This is a genomic window from Acidobacteriota bacterium (assembly GCA_028874215.1).
GTDB lineage: Bacteria > Acidobacteriota > UBA6911 > RPQK01 > JAJDTT01 > JAJDTT01.
Genome location: JAPPLF010000049.1, coordinates 35,019 through 50,791, shown reverse-complemented (window position 1 = coordinate 50,791; position 15,773 = coordinate 35,019). Strand labels below are relative to the sequence as shown.

Sequence of the window (15,773 nt, the reverse complement as noted above, 5' to 3'; positions counted from 1 at the left end):
AAATCAAGGCGCTCGGACCAGATCTGTTCAGGGTTGGTACGGCAGCCGCCGGATCCAGATGTTCCGGAATTGAACCGGGCTGCCATGGGCCTGCAGCTTCAGCGGCCCCTCCGAAACCATGCGGTTGCGCCGGCCCGCGCCCGTCCCCTCCCACAGGGTGCGCTCGTACTGCACCAGGACTCCGTTGTGAAGAATGGTGAACCGGGCCGGTTTCACCACTCGTCCCGATCTCCGGTCCAGCCGGGCGGCGCGAAACAGGATGTCGTAGGTCTGCCATTGGCCCGGCGCCCGGGTCACATTGACCATGGGGGCGTAAAGGTTGAAGAACGAGGCGCACTGCTGTTTCGCAGTGAATCGGTTGGGGTTGTGGGAATCCAGGATCTGGACCTCGTAAAGGTGGTGGAAGTAGAAACCGCTGTTGCCGTGGGCCGGGTCGTCCGAGGGGAGATTGAACTCGACGTGAACCTGGGCGTCGCGGAACCAATCCTTGGTGATGATGTCGTGATCCCCGGCAATCAGGACGCCTTCCTCAACCTTCCAGTCCGCCGGACTGCCATCCGTGCGAGTGAAGCGGGAGTTGCCGGAACCGTCGAACAGAACCAGGGCGTCGGCGGGCGGACGGCCCCCGTCGTCGGTCTCCACGACCGGCAGGACCGGCACGTACTTCTGGGCCGGGGCCTCCGTGAGGTTGGACAATGGCAAAACACTCAGAATGCACGCAAACAGCAGCAGGCGTTGTGGAAGCATCAACCCGAGTATTCCAGTCCCGGACCACTCGAATCAAGGCCCGGCAGTGGAGTGAGCTACGAAGAGACTCGATGGCAGCCTCCTCTGTGCTCCCGTTTCCGTAGTAAACTTGGGCCTGCCGAAACCGACGACGCCATGATGATCCGAGACCGTGTCACCGAAACCCGATTCCGGGTGCGCTACGCCGAAACGGATCAGATGGGGTTCGCTCACCACTCCAACCACCTGGTCTGGTTCGAAGTCGCGCGGCTCGAGTTCTTTCGGGATCTGGGCCTGAGTTACGACCGGCTGGAACGGGAATCGGAGACGTTCCTTCCAGTCGTGGAAGTCCACTGCCGCTACATGAAGCCGCTGTTTTACGACCGGGAATTTGTGATTCGAACCCGTCTGAAGCGCCTGGGCCGACGGGGCATGACCTTCGGCTACCGGATCGTGGATCCCGCGGGAAACGTGAACTACGCCCGGGGAGAGAGCCGGCACATCGCCACCAACCGGCACGGCCGTCCCTGCACCTTTCCCGACTACTTTCTGACAGCCTGCCGCCTCGATGATGGGACCCAATGACATCGCCCCTTGGCACCGCCGAATGGTGAACCGGCTTCCCCGATGGGTGCGCCGGCTGATCCTTCGGTTCGAGACCCTGATCGAAGACCGGGTGGCCGATTTCGGCCGCTCGCTGCCGGCCGGGACCCGGGTGCTGGACGCCGGCGCCGGCGAGTGCCCGTACGCCCGCGAATTCTCCCATTGCCGCTACGTGGCCGTGGACCTGGCCGTGGGAGACGCCGACTGGGACTATTCGCGGCTCGACGGTGTGGCGGACCTGGCGCGGCTGCCGTTTCGGGACGGCTCCTTCGGGGCGGCCATCAACATCGTGGTCCTGGAGCACGTCCGGGACCCCCGGGCGGTGCTGGAAGAGCTGGGCCGGGTGTTGGCTCCGGGCGCCCGGCTGCTCTTGGCGGCGCCCCAGGAATGGGGAGTCCACCAGGCGCCCCACGACTATTTTCGCTATACCCGTCCCGGCCTCCAATGGCTGCTGGAGCGAGCCGGATTTGCCGGCATTGAAATCGAAGCCGGCGGTGGATTCTTCACGCTGCTGGGAAGGCGCCTGCTGGATTCGATACTCTACTTCCAGGGAGGATGGCGGTGGCTGCTGTTCCCGCCCGTCGCCGCCGTGTGTGGAGTGTTGGGAGTTCTGCTGCCCATGTTCGACTTCCTGGACCCAACCCGCAACACGACACTGGGCTACGTCTGCACCGCCAGAAAGCCGGGCCCGGTAGTCACATCAATGGAGCCGAGTCGATGAGCCGCAAGAAACGAACCGTCATCAACCCGCCGGGGATGTTTCCCCCGGGCGGAGAATACTCCTACGCCGTGGGTGCCGGAGGCCTGCTCTTCATCGCCGGACAGACCGCCTTCTCGCCCGAAGGAGAGCTGGTGGGAGAGGGCGACGACGCCGCGCAGACGCGCCAGGTCTTCGAAAACATCGGCCGGGTCCTCCAAGGCGCCGGCGCCTCTTTTTCGGACGTGGTGGAATTCACCACCTATCTGGTGGGCGTGGAATCGGTGGCGCCCTTTCTGGCGGCCAGGCGGGAGTTGTTCCCTTCCCTTTACCCGGACGGGGACTACCCCACCAACACTCTGATCAACATCGAGTCCCTGGCCGGTTCCAAGGCCCTGGTGGAGATCAGGACCGTGGCGGTCCTGCCCGAATCGGACTGACCGCAGAAAGAGGCCGTCCGGAATCCAACCCCTCCGGAGGTCCGGACGGAAGCCAGAGAAGCGCCTCGGTCCCGTCGGGCAGGGACCAGCGCCGGGTGACGCGCCAACCGCTTTGCTCCAGCCGTTCGTAGACCGCCTGATTGAAGGTGGTGAGGTAACTGATCCCCTGGTGCCCGGTCTTCCCCACCACGGCCTGCACGCGGTCCAACAGTTCCAGTGACGCGGCCGACTGGCCCACCCGGACGACTTCCAGTTCCCTTCCCGACTCCAGGGCCTGAAGCCGCAGGGCCAGCATGTGATAGTGGGCCAGATCGGGGACGAAGCCGATTCTGGCTCCCTCGGGAATCTGCTCCAGGATCTCCCGGTGGCGCCAGTTCTCCCGGCGCGGCGGACCGGCCACGTCGAAGTATCCCGGCGCGAACAAGACCCACTCCCGGCCGGCGCCCCGGTAGTCTCCGTCCTCCGGCACCTGGAAGAGAGCCAGCTTCCCGGGAACCAGAGGCAGGGAGAACGAGACGGCCAGGAACTGGAGGAACGCCAGCGCCGCCGCCAGCCGGACGACCCACTGGCGCCGGTCCCAAGGCAGCAGAATCAGGATGGCCAGCGGTCCGGCCAGCGGGAGGACATACCTGGGATCCTTGGCCTCCAGCATCGTCAGCAGAAAGAGTCCGCCCCAGAATGTCCACCGGATCAGGCTCGCCTCCGGAGGCCGGTCCCGGTTCCGGTCGGACTTGAGGAACGACCCCAGGACGAAGAGCGCGGTGAGGGGAAGGAACAGGTAGTAGCTGGCCAGCGACCTGGGATAGTAGAGCCAGCCCAGCAGCGATTCCAGGCCCGGGTCCTGTTCCCATCCGGCCGCCTGCATGGTGAGAGCGAACCGCTCCATCAGGTTCCGGGCGTTGGGCAGGTACCACCAGAAGACCAGAGGAGCCGCCACCAGCCCGGCGTCGACCAGATTCAGGAGCGAGCGCTTCCGGTCCCGGGAACGGACCAGCGCCCATACCAGCGGAAACGCCAGAAACAGGATGAAGGTCCACTTGGTCAACATCCCCGCCGCGATGACCAGACCCAGCAGCAGGCTATAGCCCTTTCGTTCCAGATGCCGGCTCTTGGCCACCAGGCAGAGGGCCAGCATGACCCACCCGCCGAGCGCCACGTCCAGGAGGGAGAAACGGCTGGTCCAGGCCACCAGGGGAAAGCACCAAGCCAGCAGCGCCGCCCAGGGAGCCGCCCCCCGGGTCAGGCACCGGGAGGCCAGCCACCAGACGCCGCCGAAAAGCATGACCAGTCCCGGGAGATTGGAGAGGAAGACGAGCGCGTCCCGGTTGGGCCACAGGGACAGAACCACCATCTCCTGGAGGTAGTAGAGGGGAGGGTAGTAGGAGGAGAGCGAGGAGAAGTCTTCCGGCAGCCTCCCGGCGTTCAGGGCCTGGAGGGACTCCCAGCCCCGGATCTGATGGTGAGCCATGTCCCAGACCTGGGGTTGCTCATCCAGCGCCAGCCAGGCCACGTGCAGCGCCAGGACGCCCAGTCCCAGGAAGAGGACCGCGAATCGATCCGGCGTCCGCCGGAATCGCTCACCAGTGGGTTGCAGGCTCGGGGACGGGACCGTCATAGGACTTCTTGACGCGGAAGATATTGAACCACTCCCAAGGCTTCCCGCCGGTAATGCTGACGGGGAGGATGCCCCAGCCGGTGCTGTAGAACCCGGCGTGGGAGGAGGGGTCCAGAATGCGCCACGGAGTGTTCATCAGGGCCGGGCGCTGCTCCAGCAGGTCGAGGTATTCATCGGAATCGTAGAGGGTCACCCAGGGGGAAGCCAGGACCGGCTTGACCAGGATATCTCCCGTCTTGGGGCCGACTTCGGTGCGCTCCAGAATCCTGGCTCCCTCCCGCTCCAGGTAGTGGCGGAAACCCCACTCGGCAGTGAACCAGAGCGTTTTCCCCTCGTGTCCGTAATCCTGCGCGATCTCCTGGGCCGCCCGCTGGTAGCTCCGGGCGAAACGGTAGTCGGCGTGGGCGATGGACAGGGAGTAGGCGGCGGTCAGCACCACCCCGAGCCAGACCAGGTTCCGGAGCAGAAAGGCCTCCTTGACCCGTTTCTCCAGTGTGGCGATCCAGAGCAGAATCACGGGTCCCGCCACCAGCGTCGAGTAACGCACCGATCCCGAGTAGTACATGAGGAGGCATGCCAGGCACCCCCCGAAAAACCAGAGCCAGACGGGAAGCCAGCGCCAGTCCCGCCGGGAGAGGAGGTCGGTCCCGAAGCCGGCCAGAAAGCGCCAGAAGACGGCGACGCCGCTGGTGAGAAACAGGGAAAAAAGGAACGCCTGGCTCCAGGTCCAATCCTCCCGCCACACGTAGAACGGGACGATGGAGAGCAGGAACAGGACGGCCAGAACGCGGGCGCCGATGCGGTCGGCCAGACCGTACCAGAGCGCCAACGGAAAGAGCACCGTTCCACCCAGGTTCAGCAGCAGGGACAGGGTCTTTTCCCCCATGATCCAACCCGAATAGATGTCCCGTCCGAGTGCGTGGAGGGCCGTGTTGAGCAGCAGGAATCGATCGTAGTGCAGATATGCGCGCAGATACCACAGGCCCCACAACAGCAGCGGCGATGCCAGAACCAGCAGCGCCTTGCCCCGGGAAATCCGGGGCGCCCCGGACTCGCGCAGGAAGAGACAGACCAGCATCAACAGCATCAAGCCCGCCCCCAGGACGGAGATGAAACAGGTCCCCAGCAGCGATGCTCCCCAGATCAGCCAGTCCCGCCGCGAGGCGATCCCGTCCCTGACCCGCAGGAAACGGGACAAAGCCACAATCCACAAGGACCAGAAGGGGACGTCGGTCATAACCGTGTGGCTGGAGGCGAGAAAACCGGGCGCCGTGACCAGGAGGCAGGAGGCGGCCAGGGGAAACCGGACATAGCGGCGAGCCAGATCGTGAAACCCCCAAGCCGCCAGGAGGGGAAAGACCAGAAAGCCGAGATGGTAGACCCATTCCGACTCGCTGTTGGTGACCCACTTCAGCAGCGCCAGGTAATAGCTGACCAGGGGCAGGTGGCTGTGGCTGGCGCCGTCGGGCGCTCCCATGCCCTCGAAGCTGATGCGGAAATCATAAGGGTAGAGGGGCGTCTGCAGAATGTTGTCGGCCACCCGCAGATAGATGCGGTCGTCGATGTGGAAGGCCTGGAAGAGGAACGGGAGCTGAGTCCCCAGAATCAGCAGGATCAGGACTCTTGCCGGACTTCTCATGGCCTTCGGAACGAGCCGGGTGGATGAACTGATCACATCCCCCACACCATGACCGGGGCGCCGCCTTCCGTCTCCTCGCGGCGATATACCTTCTCGTCCCACGGCCGGCCCTCGGTACGGTCGAAGATCACCAGGTGTCCCGCCGCCGCGGCGCAACGATCCATGTAGGCGCGCGTCTGGGCCAAGCCCTCGCTCAGCGTCCGCTCAAGGCCTCGATGCAGCAGCTTGCACTCTACCACGACCTTCCGGGTCTCCCGGTTCTCACCGGCCCGTCCGCCCAACGGCCAGACCAACAGCAGGTCCGTGCGCCCCCGGCCCAGGCCATACTCGCGTTCGATCCGTCCGCCGCTGTTGACGATGCGCTGCAGGAACGCCTGCAACAGCAGTTGCGGCCCGGCCTCCTTGTACTGGAACCGCTCCACCCAGTGCTCCGAGTGCTCCCGGAAGGATTCCTGGAACGCGGCCAGCAGCTTGTCTACCCGCAGCACGCCGGCGTCATCGACGTACCAGGCCGGGTCGTGATGAAAACCTGCCTGGGTGGTATACGTGAGATCGTGCGGGATCACCTCTTTGTAGATGGGGTTGGCGATGGCGATGGGGTTGTTACGCGCCACGAGACCGAGGTCGCGCACGTACTCCAGATCGTCGACCGGAATCGATTCCACGGCGTCCGCGCCTCTCAGCAGCGGCTCGATGACCCGACGCACCCGTTCCTCCCCGAGCTTGTCCGTGAGCTGGTCCAGATGCGTCTCTCGACGGAGGATCAATCGCTCGCGCGCGTCCTGGATGGCGTCGCCGGTGATCTCCCGGCTGCGGTCCCGTCCGGCCTTGTCGTCGAAGCAGACTTCGTAGGCAAGCGCGTTCACCAGCCATGGCTGTCCCTGCGTGAGTTCCCAGACCCCCCGCCGCGCGTCGTCCGTGAACACTTGGCCCGTCTCCTCAGTGTGCTGTTCCAGCAGAGACTCGACCTCACGTTTTGAGAAGTCCCCCAGTCGCAAGGACTTGGCGCGGATGTTGAAGGCGCTGCCGCCGGTGATGATCGCGTTCCCTGTCGCGGACTGTATGCGGTAGTCACGCACGTCGCGCACCCCACACAGGATTACGGACTGCGGGAAACCGCCCGGCCGGTCGTCGTATCCGGCGCGAAGCTGGCGCAGCACCGAGAGCAGGGTGTCGCCGATCAGGGCGTCGATCTCGTCGATCAGCAGCACCAGAGGCCTCGGATCGGCCTCCGCCCAGCGTGCCAGCACGTGGCGGAAGGCGCCGTCCGGGCCGGCCTGGTCGAGCACCTCCGGCCAGAAGCTCGCCAACGACTCGTCGTCCAGAGTCCTCCGCGCTCGAATCGCGAGTTCGGAGAGCATGGATCGCATCGCCCGCTCCACGTTCTCGCGCGACGCCTGAGCGGCCTCGACGTTCACGTAGACGCAGCGGTATTCGCCCTCGGCGCCGCCGTTCAGCAGATCTCTCAGAGCCAGCAGAGCGGAAGTCTTGCCGGTCTGGCGCGGCGCATGCAACACGAAATACCGCTTCTGCCGGATCAGCATCAGCACTTCATCGCGGTCCAGCCGCTGCAGCGGCGGGATGTGGTAATGATCTTCCGCGATAATGGGGCCGGCGGTGTTGAAGAAACGCGGGATCGTCGTCATCTGTTGAGACTCCTGACCGACGGCCGGACCAATGCCGCTGGGCGTTCGCGCTACCGCGCAAGTTGCGCCGGCAGTCCGAGCGGACCGCAGAGCAGCCATCCTCCGGCCTGGGTCAGAATCTGCACGTCCCCCGGATCTCGTCGACGTCCGTTCCGTCGCTGACGGCCGTCAGTGATCCCTGAAGATGGGCATCTTGTAGAAGATGGCCAGCTTCTCCATCCGGGGAATCAGGCGGCGGACCTTCAGCGTGTCCACCATGAAGCTGCCCAGGATGACGGGAAGACGAGGATTGGGAGCGTGGCAGTCCTGGCACTCGGGGTAGTCGGTCAGGTCGCCCTTCAGATGAGCCTCGCGCATGCGGTTCATCCTCTCCGAATTCCAGAGGTCGTAAATGGAGGAGTCCCGGACGTTGCCGATGGGTTCGGACTGCCAGGTATGGCAACAGGGGAAGAATTCTCCCTTGTAATTGACCATGGCCGGCCCCTGCCAGAGCTGATAGCAGGGATGCCGCCGCCGGGTGTGCTGGACCCTTTCCTCCAACGCCACTTCCGGAATGACGATCTCGTCTTCCTTGATGCGGACTTCGTCGACGCCGTCGATGGACCACATCCGCTGAAAGTCCCGGACCTGATGCTGGTTTTCGGGCAGGCGGACCATCTGAAGGACCACGAACAGATCGGGACGCTGAACCCTCTTCATCTCCAGGAAACTCAGGATGTTGGCCCTGACCTTCTCGAAATCGGCCCCCTTGCGGTACTTCTCGTAAGTTTCGGGAGTGGTTCCGTCGAAGGCGATGATGAGACTGTCCAGACCCGACTCCAGGAGTTCCTGGCTCCGGCGTTGATCCAACAGGGTGGCGTTGGTCGAGACCACCGTGTAGATGTCGGCGTCCTTGCAGTACCGGACCATGCGGAAGATGTCGGGATTCATGAGAGGCTCGCCGCCGCCCCAGGGGAACACCAATTCGGTCTTCTGGCTGATCTCGTCGATGATCTGCTGGAAGAGGCCGAAATCGAAGTCTTCAGGAGGATAGTAGCCCAGCTCCCGCGGACACATGGGGCACTTGAGGTTGCATTTCCCGGTGTTCTCGATGATGAGGGTGATGGGGTAGGCTTCCAGGTCGGCGCGTCCCGTCAGGTATCCCGAGAGCAACTTCCACCGATTCCGTGCCTGAGTCAGCCGCATAGGTCTCTACCCGGGATATGCGGTGCTCATCTTAGCAGAATCACCGCACCGCCACTGATTTGACGGAATGGAGATCAGAGGATCTGTCCCTCGGCGAAGAGGGGGGCCGCCCGGATGGCCGCCTGGGCCGCCGCCAGACGGGCCACGGGAACCCGAAACGGCGAACAGCTCACGTAGTCCATCTTGATCCGATGACAGAAATCGATGGATGCGGTGTCCCCGCCGTGTTCCCCGCAGATCCCGATCTCCAGGTTGGGACGCCGGGACCGGCCTTCCCGGACCGCTATCCGAATCAGCTTCCCGACGCCCTCCTGGTCCAGGGTCTGGAATGGGTTCGACGGCAGGATGCCCTCGTCCACGTAGCGCAACAGGAAGTGCGTTTCGGCGTCGTCCCGGGAGTAGCCCAAGGTCATCTGGGTCAGGTCGTTGGTGCCGAAGGAGAAAAACTCGGCAACCTCGGCCAATTGACTCGCGGTGATGGCGGCCCGGGGCACTTCGATCATGGTCCCGAACCTGTACTCGAGCCGGCATCCCCGCTCCCGCATGACCTCCACGGCCACCCGCTCCAGGACCGGCTGGATCACCTTCAACTCGTTGACGTGCCCTACGAGAGGGATCAGGACCTTGGGCCGGACCGTTCCCCCCTCCTGAGCCACGTCGCAAGCCGCCTCGAAGACGGCCCTCACCTGCATGCTCACGATTCCCGGCATCACGATACTGAGCCGAATTCCCCGCAGCCCCATCATGGGATTGCTCTCGTGCAGCTTCCTCAGCGTCGCCAGTGTCCGCTGCAACTCGCCCACCTCCTGTGTCCGCCCTTCGGTTCGGCACACCTGCAGGCGCTCCCGGATCTCCTCCTCCGTGGGCAGGAACTCGTGCAGCGGCGGATCGATGAGCCGGATCACCACGGGACGCCCGTCCATCACCCGGAAGAGGCCTTCAAAATCTCCCCGTTGCAGGGGCAGAAGACGATCCAGAGCCTGTTTCCGCTCGACCTCGTTACTCGAGAGGATCATCTGGCGGACGATGGGCAGGCGGCTGGTCTCGAAGAACATGTGCTCGGTCCGGCACAAGCCCACCCCTTCGGCGCCGTAGGTCAACGCACGAACCGCATCCTGGGGGTGGTCCGCGTTGGCCAGCACACCCAGATGACGACGGCTGTCGGCCCAGGAAAGGAGCGTCTGCAGGTCGTTTTGATCTTCCAGCTTGGATTCGACGGTGGGAATCTTTCCCAGAAAAATTTCTCCCGAGGTCCCGTCGAGGGAGATCCAATCCCCCTCCCGAACCAGATGTCCGTTGGCCCTGAGCCAACGTTTCGTCTCTCGAAGTTCCATCCCTCCGGCTCCGACCACGCAGGGCACCCCGAACTGACGAGCCACCACGGCGGCATGGCTCGTCGCCCCACCTTCGATGGTCAGGATGCCTCGCGACGCCAGCATGCCGTGAACGTCGTCGGGCCGGGTAAAGGGGCGCACCATGACCACGTCGGTTCCCTCTTTTCCCCATCTCTCGGCCGTGTCGGCGTCGAAGGCCGCCCGTCCCACCGCGGCCCCCGGGGAAGCGTTGACTCCTCTGCCCAACAGGTTCCCGGCGGTCCTCGCCTCTCCCTTGGCTCGAGGCGCGAAGGCAGGGTGCAGGAAGACGTCGACGTCTTCGGGACGGACCCGGAGCAGCGCCTCGTCGCGAGTGATGCGTCCCTCCCTGCAAAGATCCACGGCAATTCGAATGGCCGCCCTGGCCGTTCTCTGCCCGGACCGCGTCTGCAGGATCCAGAGCTTGTTCCGCTCGACGGTGAACTCCACGTCCTGCATGTCGCCATAGTGCTGTTCCAGTTTCCGGCAGATTCGAGTCAGCTCGCGGGCGACTCCCGGCATCCGGGTCCCGAGGTCGGTGATCGTCTCCGTATTGCGGATCCCGGCCACGACATCCTCTCCCTGGGCGTTGGTGAGGTAGTCGCCGTAGAGCGCCGGGGCTCCGGTCACCGGATTCCGCGTAAAGACCACGCCGGTGCCGGAATCGAGGCCCATGTTCCCGAAGACCATGGAAACGACGTTGACCGCCGTCCCCAGGTCGTGGGGAATGCCCGAGGCGTTGCGATAGTCGATGGCGCGCTTGCCGTTCCAGCTCCCAAAGACCGCCTGAACCGCCATCCGAAGCTGTTCCAAGGGGTCCTGCGGAAACTCGCTGCGGGCCTTCGCCCGGATAATGCGTTTGAATTCTGCCGTCAACTCCTTCCAGTCCGAGGCCGTCAGATCCGCGTCCGACGACGCCCGCCGGCTGCGTTTTGACCGCGCCAGATGCGACTCGAAGGCTTCGTCGCCCAACTCCAGCACCACACTGCCGAACATCTGGACCAGGCGGCGATAGGCGTCGGCCGCGAACCGGTCGTCTCCGGAGCGGGTCGCGAGCCCCGCAGCCGTCTCGTCGTTGAGCCCCACGTTGAGCACCGTATCCATCATTCCGGGCATGGAGTGCATGGCCCCGGAACGGCACGAGACGAGCAGCGGGTTCCGGGCATTGCCGAAGCCCTTGCCCGTCGCCTCCTCCATCCAGGCCATGGCCTCCAGCACCTGGTCCCACAACCCCTCGGGGAAGACACCTCCCGAGTTCAGGTATTCCACGCACGCTTCCGTGGTGATGACGAAACCGGGCGGCACAGGCAGGCCGCTGCGGCTGATCTCGGCCAGGCTTGCACCCTTCCCGCCGAGAAGCGCCCGCAAAGACTCCTTCTCGTGATGAGTCTCGCCAGGAGACACTTCGTCGAACCGGAACACCCATTTTCCGCTGTTCATTTGAGCCGCCTCAAACGGAGATTCGAATAGAACGATCCGAGAAGGAAATCCCGCGGGAACCCGGAGACGTGCGGGAGCCGGTCCCGCGTCACCGGCGATACGGGTCAGGATTCATAGTAGTCGAGACCCAGATGGGTGATCTGCTCCTCGCCACGCATATAGCGGAGGGTGTTCTTCAGTTTCATGAGCTGGATGAAGAGATCGTGCTCGGGATAGAGCTCGGGCAGGGTCATGGGACTCTTGAAATAGAAGGAGAGCCATTCCTGGATGCCGGACATTCCGGCCCGTTTGGCCAAGTCCAGGAACAGAACCAGGTCCAACACGATGGGAGCGGCCAATATGCTGTCCTTGCAAAGGAAGTCGATCTTGATCTGCATCGGATATCCCAGCCAGCCGAAGATATCCAGGTTGTCCCATCCCTCCTTGTCGTCCCGGCGCGGCGGGTAATAGTTGATCCGCACCTTGTGGTAGAAGTCGCCGTACATGTCGGGATAGTGCTCGGGCTGCAGGATGTACTCCAGAACCGAGAGCTTGCTCTCTTCCTTCGTCCGGAAGGATCCGGGGTCGTCCAGAACCTCGCCGTCGCGGTTGCCCAATATGTTCGTGGAGAACCAGCCCGAGAGCCCCAGGAGCCTGGCCTTGAGACCAGGGGCGACGATAGTCTTCATCAGCGTCTGCCCCGTCTTGAAGTCCTTGCCGCAGATGGGAACGCCCTCATCCAGAGCCAGTTGTTGGAAGGCCGGCGCGTCCACCGTCAGGTTGGGCGCCCCGTTGGCGTAGGGAATCCCCAGCTTGAGAGCCGCATAGGCGTAGACCATGCTGGAGGGAATGTCCGGGTCATTGTTCTTGAGACCCTCTTCCAGAGCTGACACGTCTTCGTGGACCGGTCCCTGTTCCAAAAACACCTCGGTGCTCCCGCACCAGACCATCACCATGCGGTCGACCTGCTTTTCCTGCTGAAACGACCGGATCTGATCCATCAACTGGTGGGCCAGGTCCCACTTGGTCCGGCCCTTCCTGACGTGGGTCCCGTCCAGCCTCTTGACGTACCGGTTGTCGAACACCGCCGGATAGGGACGAACGTCCTCCAGGACCGGCCTGAGCTGATCCAGGAGACTCATCTCCAGAACGCCGGCCTTGACGGCCGCGGTATACGCGTCGTCGTCGAACACGTCCCAGGACGCGAATTCCAGATCCTCCAGTTGGGCCAGGGGAACGAAATCGGAGATCTTGGGTGAGCGCCCCTCCGTTCGTTTTCCCAGCCGGACGGTCCCGAATTGGGAAAGCGACCCGATGGGCAGAGCCAGCCCCCTCTTCACGGCCTCGACACCGGCAATAAAGGTGGTGCTCACCGCACCCAGGCCAACCAACAGCACCCCCAGTTTTCCCCGGGGTTTCTCGATCCGTACACCCTTCTCAATCATGTCCATTCACCTCGAATTCATGCCGCCACGGGCACCGCATGAGTTTTTCGCCGTCCGCCCGTCGAATTATGTCCTCGCGACCATGGAAATGTCCGCGTAGGACAAGAAAAGCTGTGAGATCTCATGGAGGATTCGCAATCGGTTCCGGCGCAGATCTTCTTCGTGCGACATGACGAGCACGTCGTCGAAGAAACGGTCGACGGGCCCGCGCAAGCGGGCCATCTGCTTCAGCGCTTCCAGAAACTCCCCCTTCTCCAACCTGGCGGCGACCTGGGGGCGCGTCTCCTGGACCGCCCGGTTCAATGTCCGTTCCGCCGGTTCTCTCAGATCGCCGGCGCGGACCTGATCCAGCTCGATGGCCTGGCCCGCCAGAATATTCTTGATCCTCTTGTAGGCCGTTGCCAACACTTCGAAATCCGCTTCCTTCCTCATCTCCTCCAGCGCGACCGCCTTCCGGAACCGGAGATGCAGACTCTGACGAGAGTCTACCGCTTGTACGGCCTGGATGACGTCGTCGGACACGCCCCGGTTCCGAAACACATGCCGGACCCGCCGCTCCAGGAAGGCCAGGATCCGGCCTTCCGGTTCCGGACCGGCCTCGTCTTCCGGGAGCGACTGCCGCGCCATCCGGACCAGGTCTTCGAGCGGATAGTCGAGACGAAACTCCAGCAATATCTTAACGATGCCCAGGGCCTGACGGCGGAGCGCGAAAGGATCGCTGGAGCCTGTGGGAACGATTCCACCGGCGATACACGTGCTGACGGTATCCAGCTTGTCCGCCAGGGCCAACAGGGCCCCGCCCGGCGTGGAGGGAGGGGCATCGCTGAGAGAGACCGGCTTGTAGTGCTCCAGGACGGCCTTCCAGACCGCAGCGGGATAACCCTCCCGGCGCGCGTAGAGGCCCCCCATGACCCCCTGCAACTCCGGAAGCTCGCGGACCATCTCGGAAGTGAGATCGGCCTTGGAGAAAAGGGCCGCCCGCTCCAGGTGAGGGTCGGACTTCAATCGGGCACAGAGCGCCTTCACCCGGTTCACCTTGTCCAGGTAACTTCCCAGCCGCTGGTGAAAGACGATGCCGGCCAGCTTTTCGCACCGCTTCTCCATGCTGGTCTTGAGATCGGTCCGCCAGAAAAACGCCGCGTCTTCGAGGCGGGCTCTCAATACCCTCTCGTGCCCCTGGAGGATCCGGCCATCCGAGTCGGCGTCGGTGTTGACCACGGTCAGGAAGTGGGGCCGGAGCTGCCCTTCCTCGTCAATCACCGAGAAGTATTTCTGGTGGTGGCGCATGACCGTCACCAGCACCTGCCGGGGGATATCCAGAAAGCCCTCGTCGAAGCCTCCGCACAGGACGCTGGGATACTCGTTGAGCTGGACGACCGTTTCCAGAAGGTGTGCGTCTTCCACGGGAGTCAGCCCGCGGGGAACCTTCCGGACCAGCTCCCCGGCGATCTTGCGGCGCCGCTCGTCCATGCCGGCCAGGACGTAGTTCCGGCGCATCCGGTCAGGGTACTCCTCTGCGTGAGCCAACCGGATCTCATCCTTCCCCAGGAACCGGTGGCCACGCGTGATCCTTCCCGAGTCGATTCCTTCGAATCGAAAGGAGACGACCTGGGAATCCCACAGCGAGACGCACCAGCGAAGGGGCCGGATAAATCGAAACCGGCTCTCCCGCCAATACATGCCGCGCGGCCAGGAGAGGCCGGCCACCAGCCGGGGGATCTCTTCCTGGAGTATTTCCGGGAGGGAACGGCCCGGAATCCTCTTCCGGTATCCCAGGTAATCGCCCTTGGGAGTCTCGACCCGCTCCAACATTTGCACGTTCAGCCCCTGGCTGCGAGCGAATCCGACAGCAGCCCTCCCGGGTTCCCCATCGGGTCCCAAGGCGACGCGGACCGGAGGACCCAGGACAAGCTCTTCCCTCCCCGGCTGGCGCCCGGGCAGCCCGCCGGCCAGCAGGGCCAGTCTCCTGGGAGTGCCGTAGGACCGGACCGGGACCGGGGACACTCCTTCCCGGGCCATCAACTCTTCCAGATTCCGGCCAAGCCCGGCCAGAGCCGGAGAGATGACGTCGGCAGGCATCTCCTCCAGGCCCAACTCAAGCAGAAAGCTGTGACCCATGATCTTCCAGGTAAAGCCGTGCCGTCGCCACTGCCAGGGCGCGCACCCGGGCAATCAGGGCGACGCGCTCGGTGACACTGATGGCGCCCCGGCTGTCCAGCAGGTTGAAGGTGTGGGAGCACTTCAGACAATAGTCGTACGCCGGGAGGACGCATCTGGCCTCGTGGCAACGCCGGCATTCCTCCTCGTAGAGTCGAAACAGGTTGAAAAGCAGATCCGTGTCGGCAACCTCGAAGCTGTAACGGGAGAACTCGGCCTCTTCCAGCCAACGAATCTGCCCGTACGTCTGCTCCCGGTTCCACCGGAGTTGGTAAACGCTGTCCTCGCCTGAGATGAAGGCTGCGATCCTCTCCAGCCCGTAGGTCAGCTCCACCGGGACCGGCATCAATTCGATACCGCCGGCCTGCTGAAAATAGGTGAACTGCGTGATCTCGAGCCCGTCCAGGAGCACTTGCCAGCCCACGCCCCAGGCGCCCAGGGTGGGACTCTCCCAATTGTCCTCTTCGAAACGGATGTCGTGACGCTTCAGATCCACGCCGATGCTCCCAAGGCTCTCGAGGTAAAGGTCCTGAATGTTCTCCGGCGACGGCTTGAGAATGACCTGCAACTGGTGGTGGCGATAGAGTCGATTCGGATTCTGTCCGTACCGTCCGTCGGCCGGCCGGCGGCTGGGCTGGACGTAGACGACGCTGTAGGGTTCAGGGCCCAGAACCCGCAGAAAGGTTTCCGGGTGCATGGTCCCGGCGCCGACCTCGGTGTCGTAGGGCTGTTGCGCCACACAACCCGCGTCCATCCAGAATTCGAGCAGACGGTGCACGATGTCCTGAAAAGTCTGCGGAGCTTCGGCTCCATCCCTGGATGCTGCACAGTCGGATTCGTTCATTGCCG

At 63.8% G+C, this 15,773-nt stretch carries 12 protein-coding genes; 3 read left to right on the top strand and 9 right to left on the bottom strand.

Going from position 1 to position 15,773, the window contains the following annotated elements:
* Nucleotides 1–27: 27 nt before the first annotated feature.
* Nucleotides 28–747 (bottom strand): DUF1080 domain-containing protein, encoded by a 720-nt coding sequence (locus OXT71_09220; GenBank protein ID MDE2926564.1) that lies wholly within the window; start codon nucleotides 745–747, stop codon nucleotides 28–30.
* Nucleotides 748–882: 135 nt separating this feature from the next.
* Between OXT71_09220 and OXT71_09215 the strand changes: the two genes are divergently transcribed.
* The 3 genes from OXT71_09215 to OXT71_09205 are packed head-to-tail and all read left to right on the top strand — an operon-like array spanning nucleotide 883 to nucleotide 2,466.
* Nucleotides 883–1,311, top strand: coding sequence for a thioesterase family protein (locus OXT71_09215; GenBank protein ID MDE2926563.1), 429 nt, complete (start codon nucleotides 883–885; stop codon nucleotides 1,309–1,311).
* On the top strand, nucleotides 1,295–2,050 hold the full coding sequence (locus OXT71_09210; GenBank protein ID MDE2926562.1) for a class I SAM-dependent methyltransferase: 756 nt from the start codon (nucleotides 1,295–1,297) through the stop codon (nucleotides 2,048–2,050). Before OXT71_09215 ends, OXT71_09210 begins: the two co-directional genes overlap by 17 nt.
* Entirely contained in the window at nucleotides 2,047–2,466 is a 420-nt protein-coding gene (locus tag OXT71_09205; GenBank protein MDE2926561.1) for a RidA family protein, read from the top strand. Before OXT71_09210 ends, OXT71_09205 begins: the two co-directional genes overlap by 4 nt.
* On the opposite strand, the gene OXT71_09200 is transcribed toward OXT71_09205, so the two are convergent.
* The 8 genes from OXT71_09200 to OXT71_09165 all read right to left on the bottom strand — a co-directional run bounded on the left by OXT71_09200 (nucleotide 2,432) and on the right by OXT71_09165 (nucleotide 15,768).
* Nucleotides 2,432–4,081, bottom strand: coding sequence for a glycosyltransferase family 39 protein (locus tag OXT71_09200; GenBank protein ID MDE2926560.1), 1,650 nt, complete (start codon nucleotides 4,079–4,081; stop codon nucleotides 2,432–2,434). The genes OXT71_09205 and OXT71_09200 overlap by 35 nt on opposite strands.
* Nucleotides 4,044–5,720: a hypothetical protein gene (locus OXT71_09195; protein ID MDE2926559.1), complete on the bottom strand. Its 1,677-nt coding sequence runs from the start codon at nucleotides 5,718–5,720 to the stop codon at nucleotides 4,044–4,046. The genes OXT71_09200 and OXT71_09195 overlap by 38 nt, the downstream gene beginning before the upstream one ends.
* Nucleotides 5,721–5,752: 32 nt before the next feature.
* Nucleotides 5,753–7,366 carry an ATP-binding protein gene (locus tag OXT71_09190; protein ID MDE2926558.1) on the bottom strand — a complete coding sequence of 538 codons (1,614 nt, stop codon included), beginning with the start codon at nucleotides 7,364–7,366 and terminating at the stop codon, nucleotides 5,753–5,755.
* 168 nt (nucleotides 7,367–7,534) lie between these two features.
* Complete coding sequence (locus OXT71_09185; protein MDE2926557.1) at nucleotides 7,535–8,551, bottom strand: radical SAM protein; 1,017 nt, start codon at nucleotides 8,549–8,551, stop codon at nucleotides 7,535–7,537.
* 74 nt (nucleotides 8,552–8,625) lie between these two features.
* The gene (ppdK, locus tag OXT71_09180) at nucleotides 8,626–11,343 is read right to left on the bottom strand and encodes a pyruvate, phosphate dikinase (GenBank protein MDE2926556.1); all 2,718 of its coding nucleotides are present in this window, start codon (nucleotides 11,341–11,343) and stop codon (nucleotides 8,626–8,628) included.
* A gap of 104 nt (nucleotides 11,344–11,447) precedes the next feature.
* Complete coding sequence (locus OXT71_09175) at nucleotides 11,448–12,767, bottom strand: inositol-3-phosphate synthase (GenBank protein MDE2926555.1); 1,320 nt, start codon at nucleotides 12,765–12,767, stop codon at nucleotides 11,448–11,450.
* A 66-nt stretch (nucleotides 12,768–12,833) separates the two neighbouring features.
* Entirely contained in the window at nucleotides 12,834–14,885 is a 2,052-nt protein-coding gene (gene glyS / locus OXT71_09170) for a glycine--tRNA ligase subunit beta (protein MDE2926554.1), read from the bottom strand.
* A complete protein-coding gene (locus OXT71_09165; protein ID MDE2926553.1) occupies nucleotides 14,863–15,768 on the bottom strand; it encodes a glycine--tRNA ligase subunit alpha in 906 nt (301 codons plus the stop codon). Before OXT71_09165 ends, glyS begins: the two co-directional genes overlap by 23 nt.
* Nucleotides 15,769–15,773: the final 5 nt, after the last annotated feature.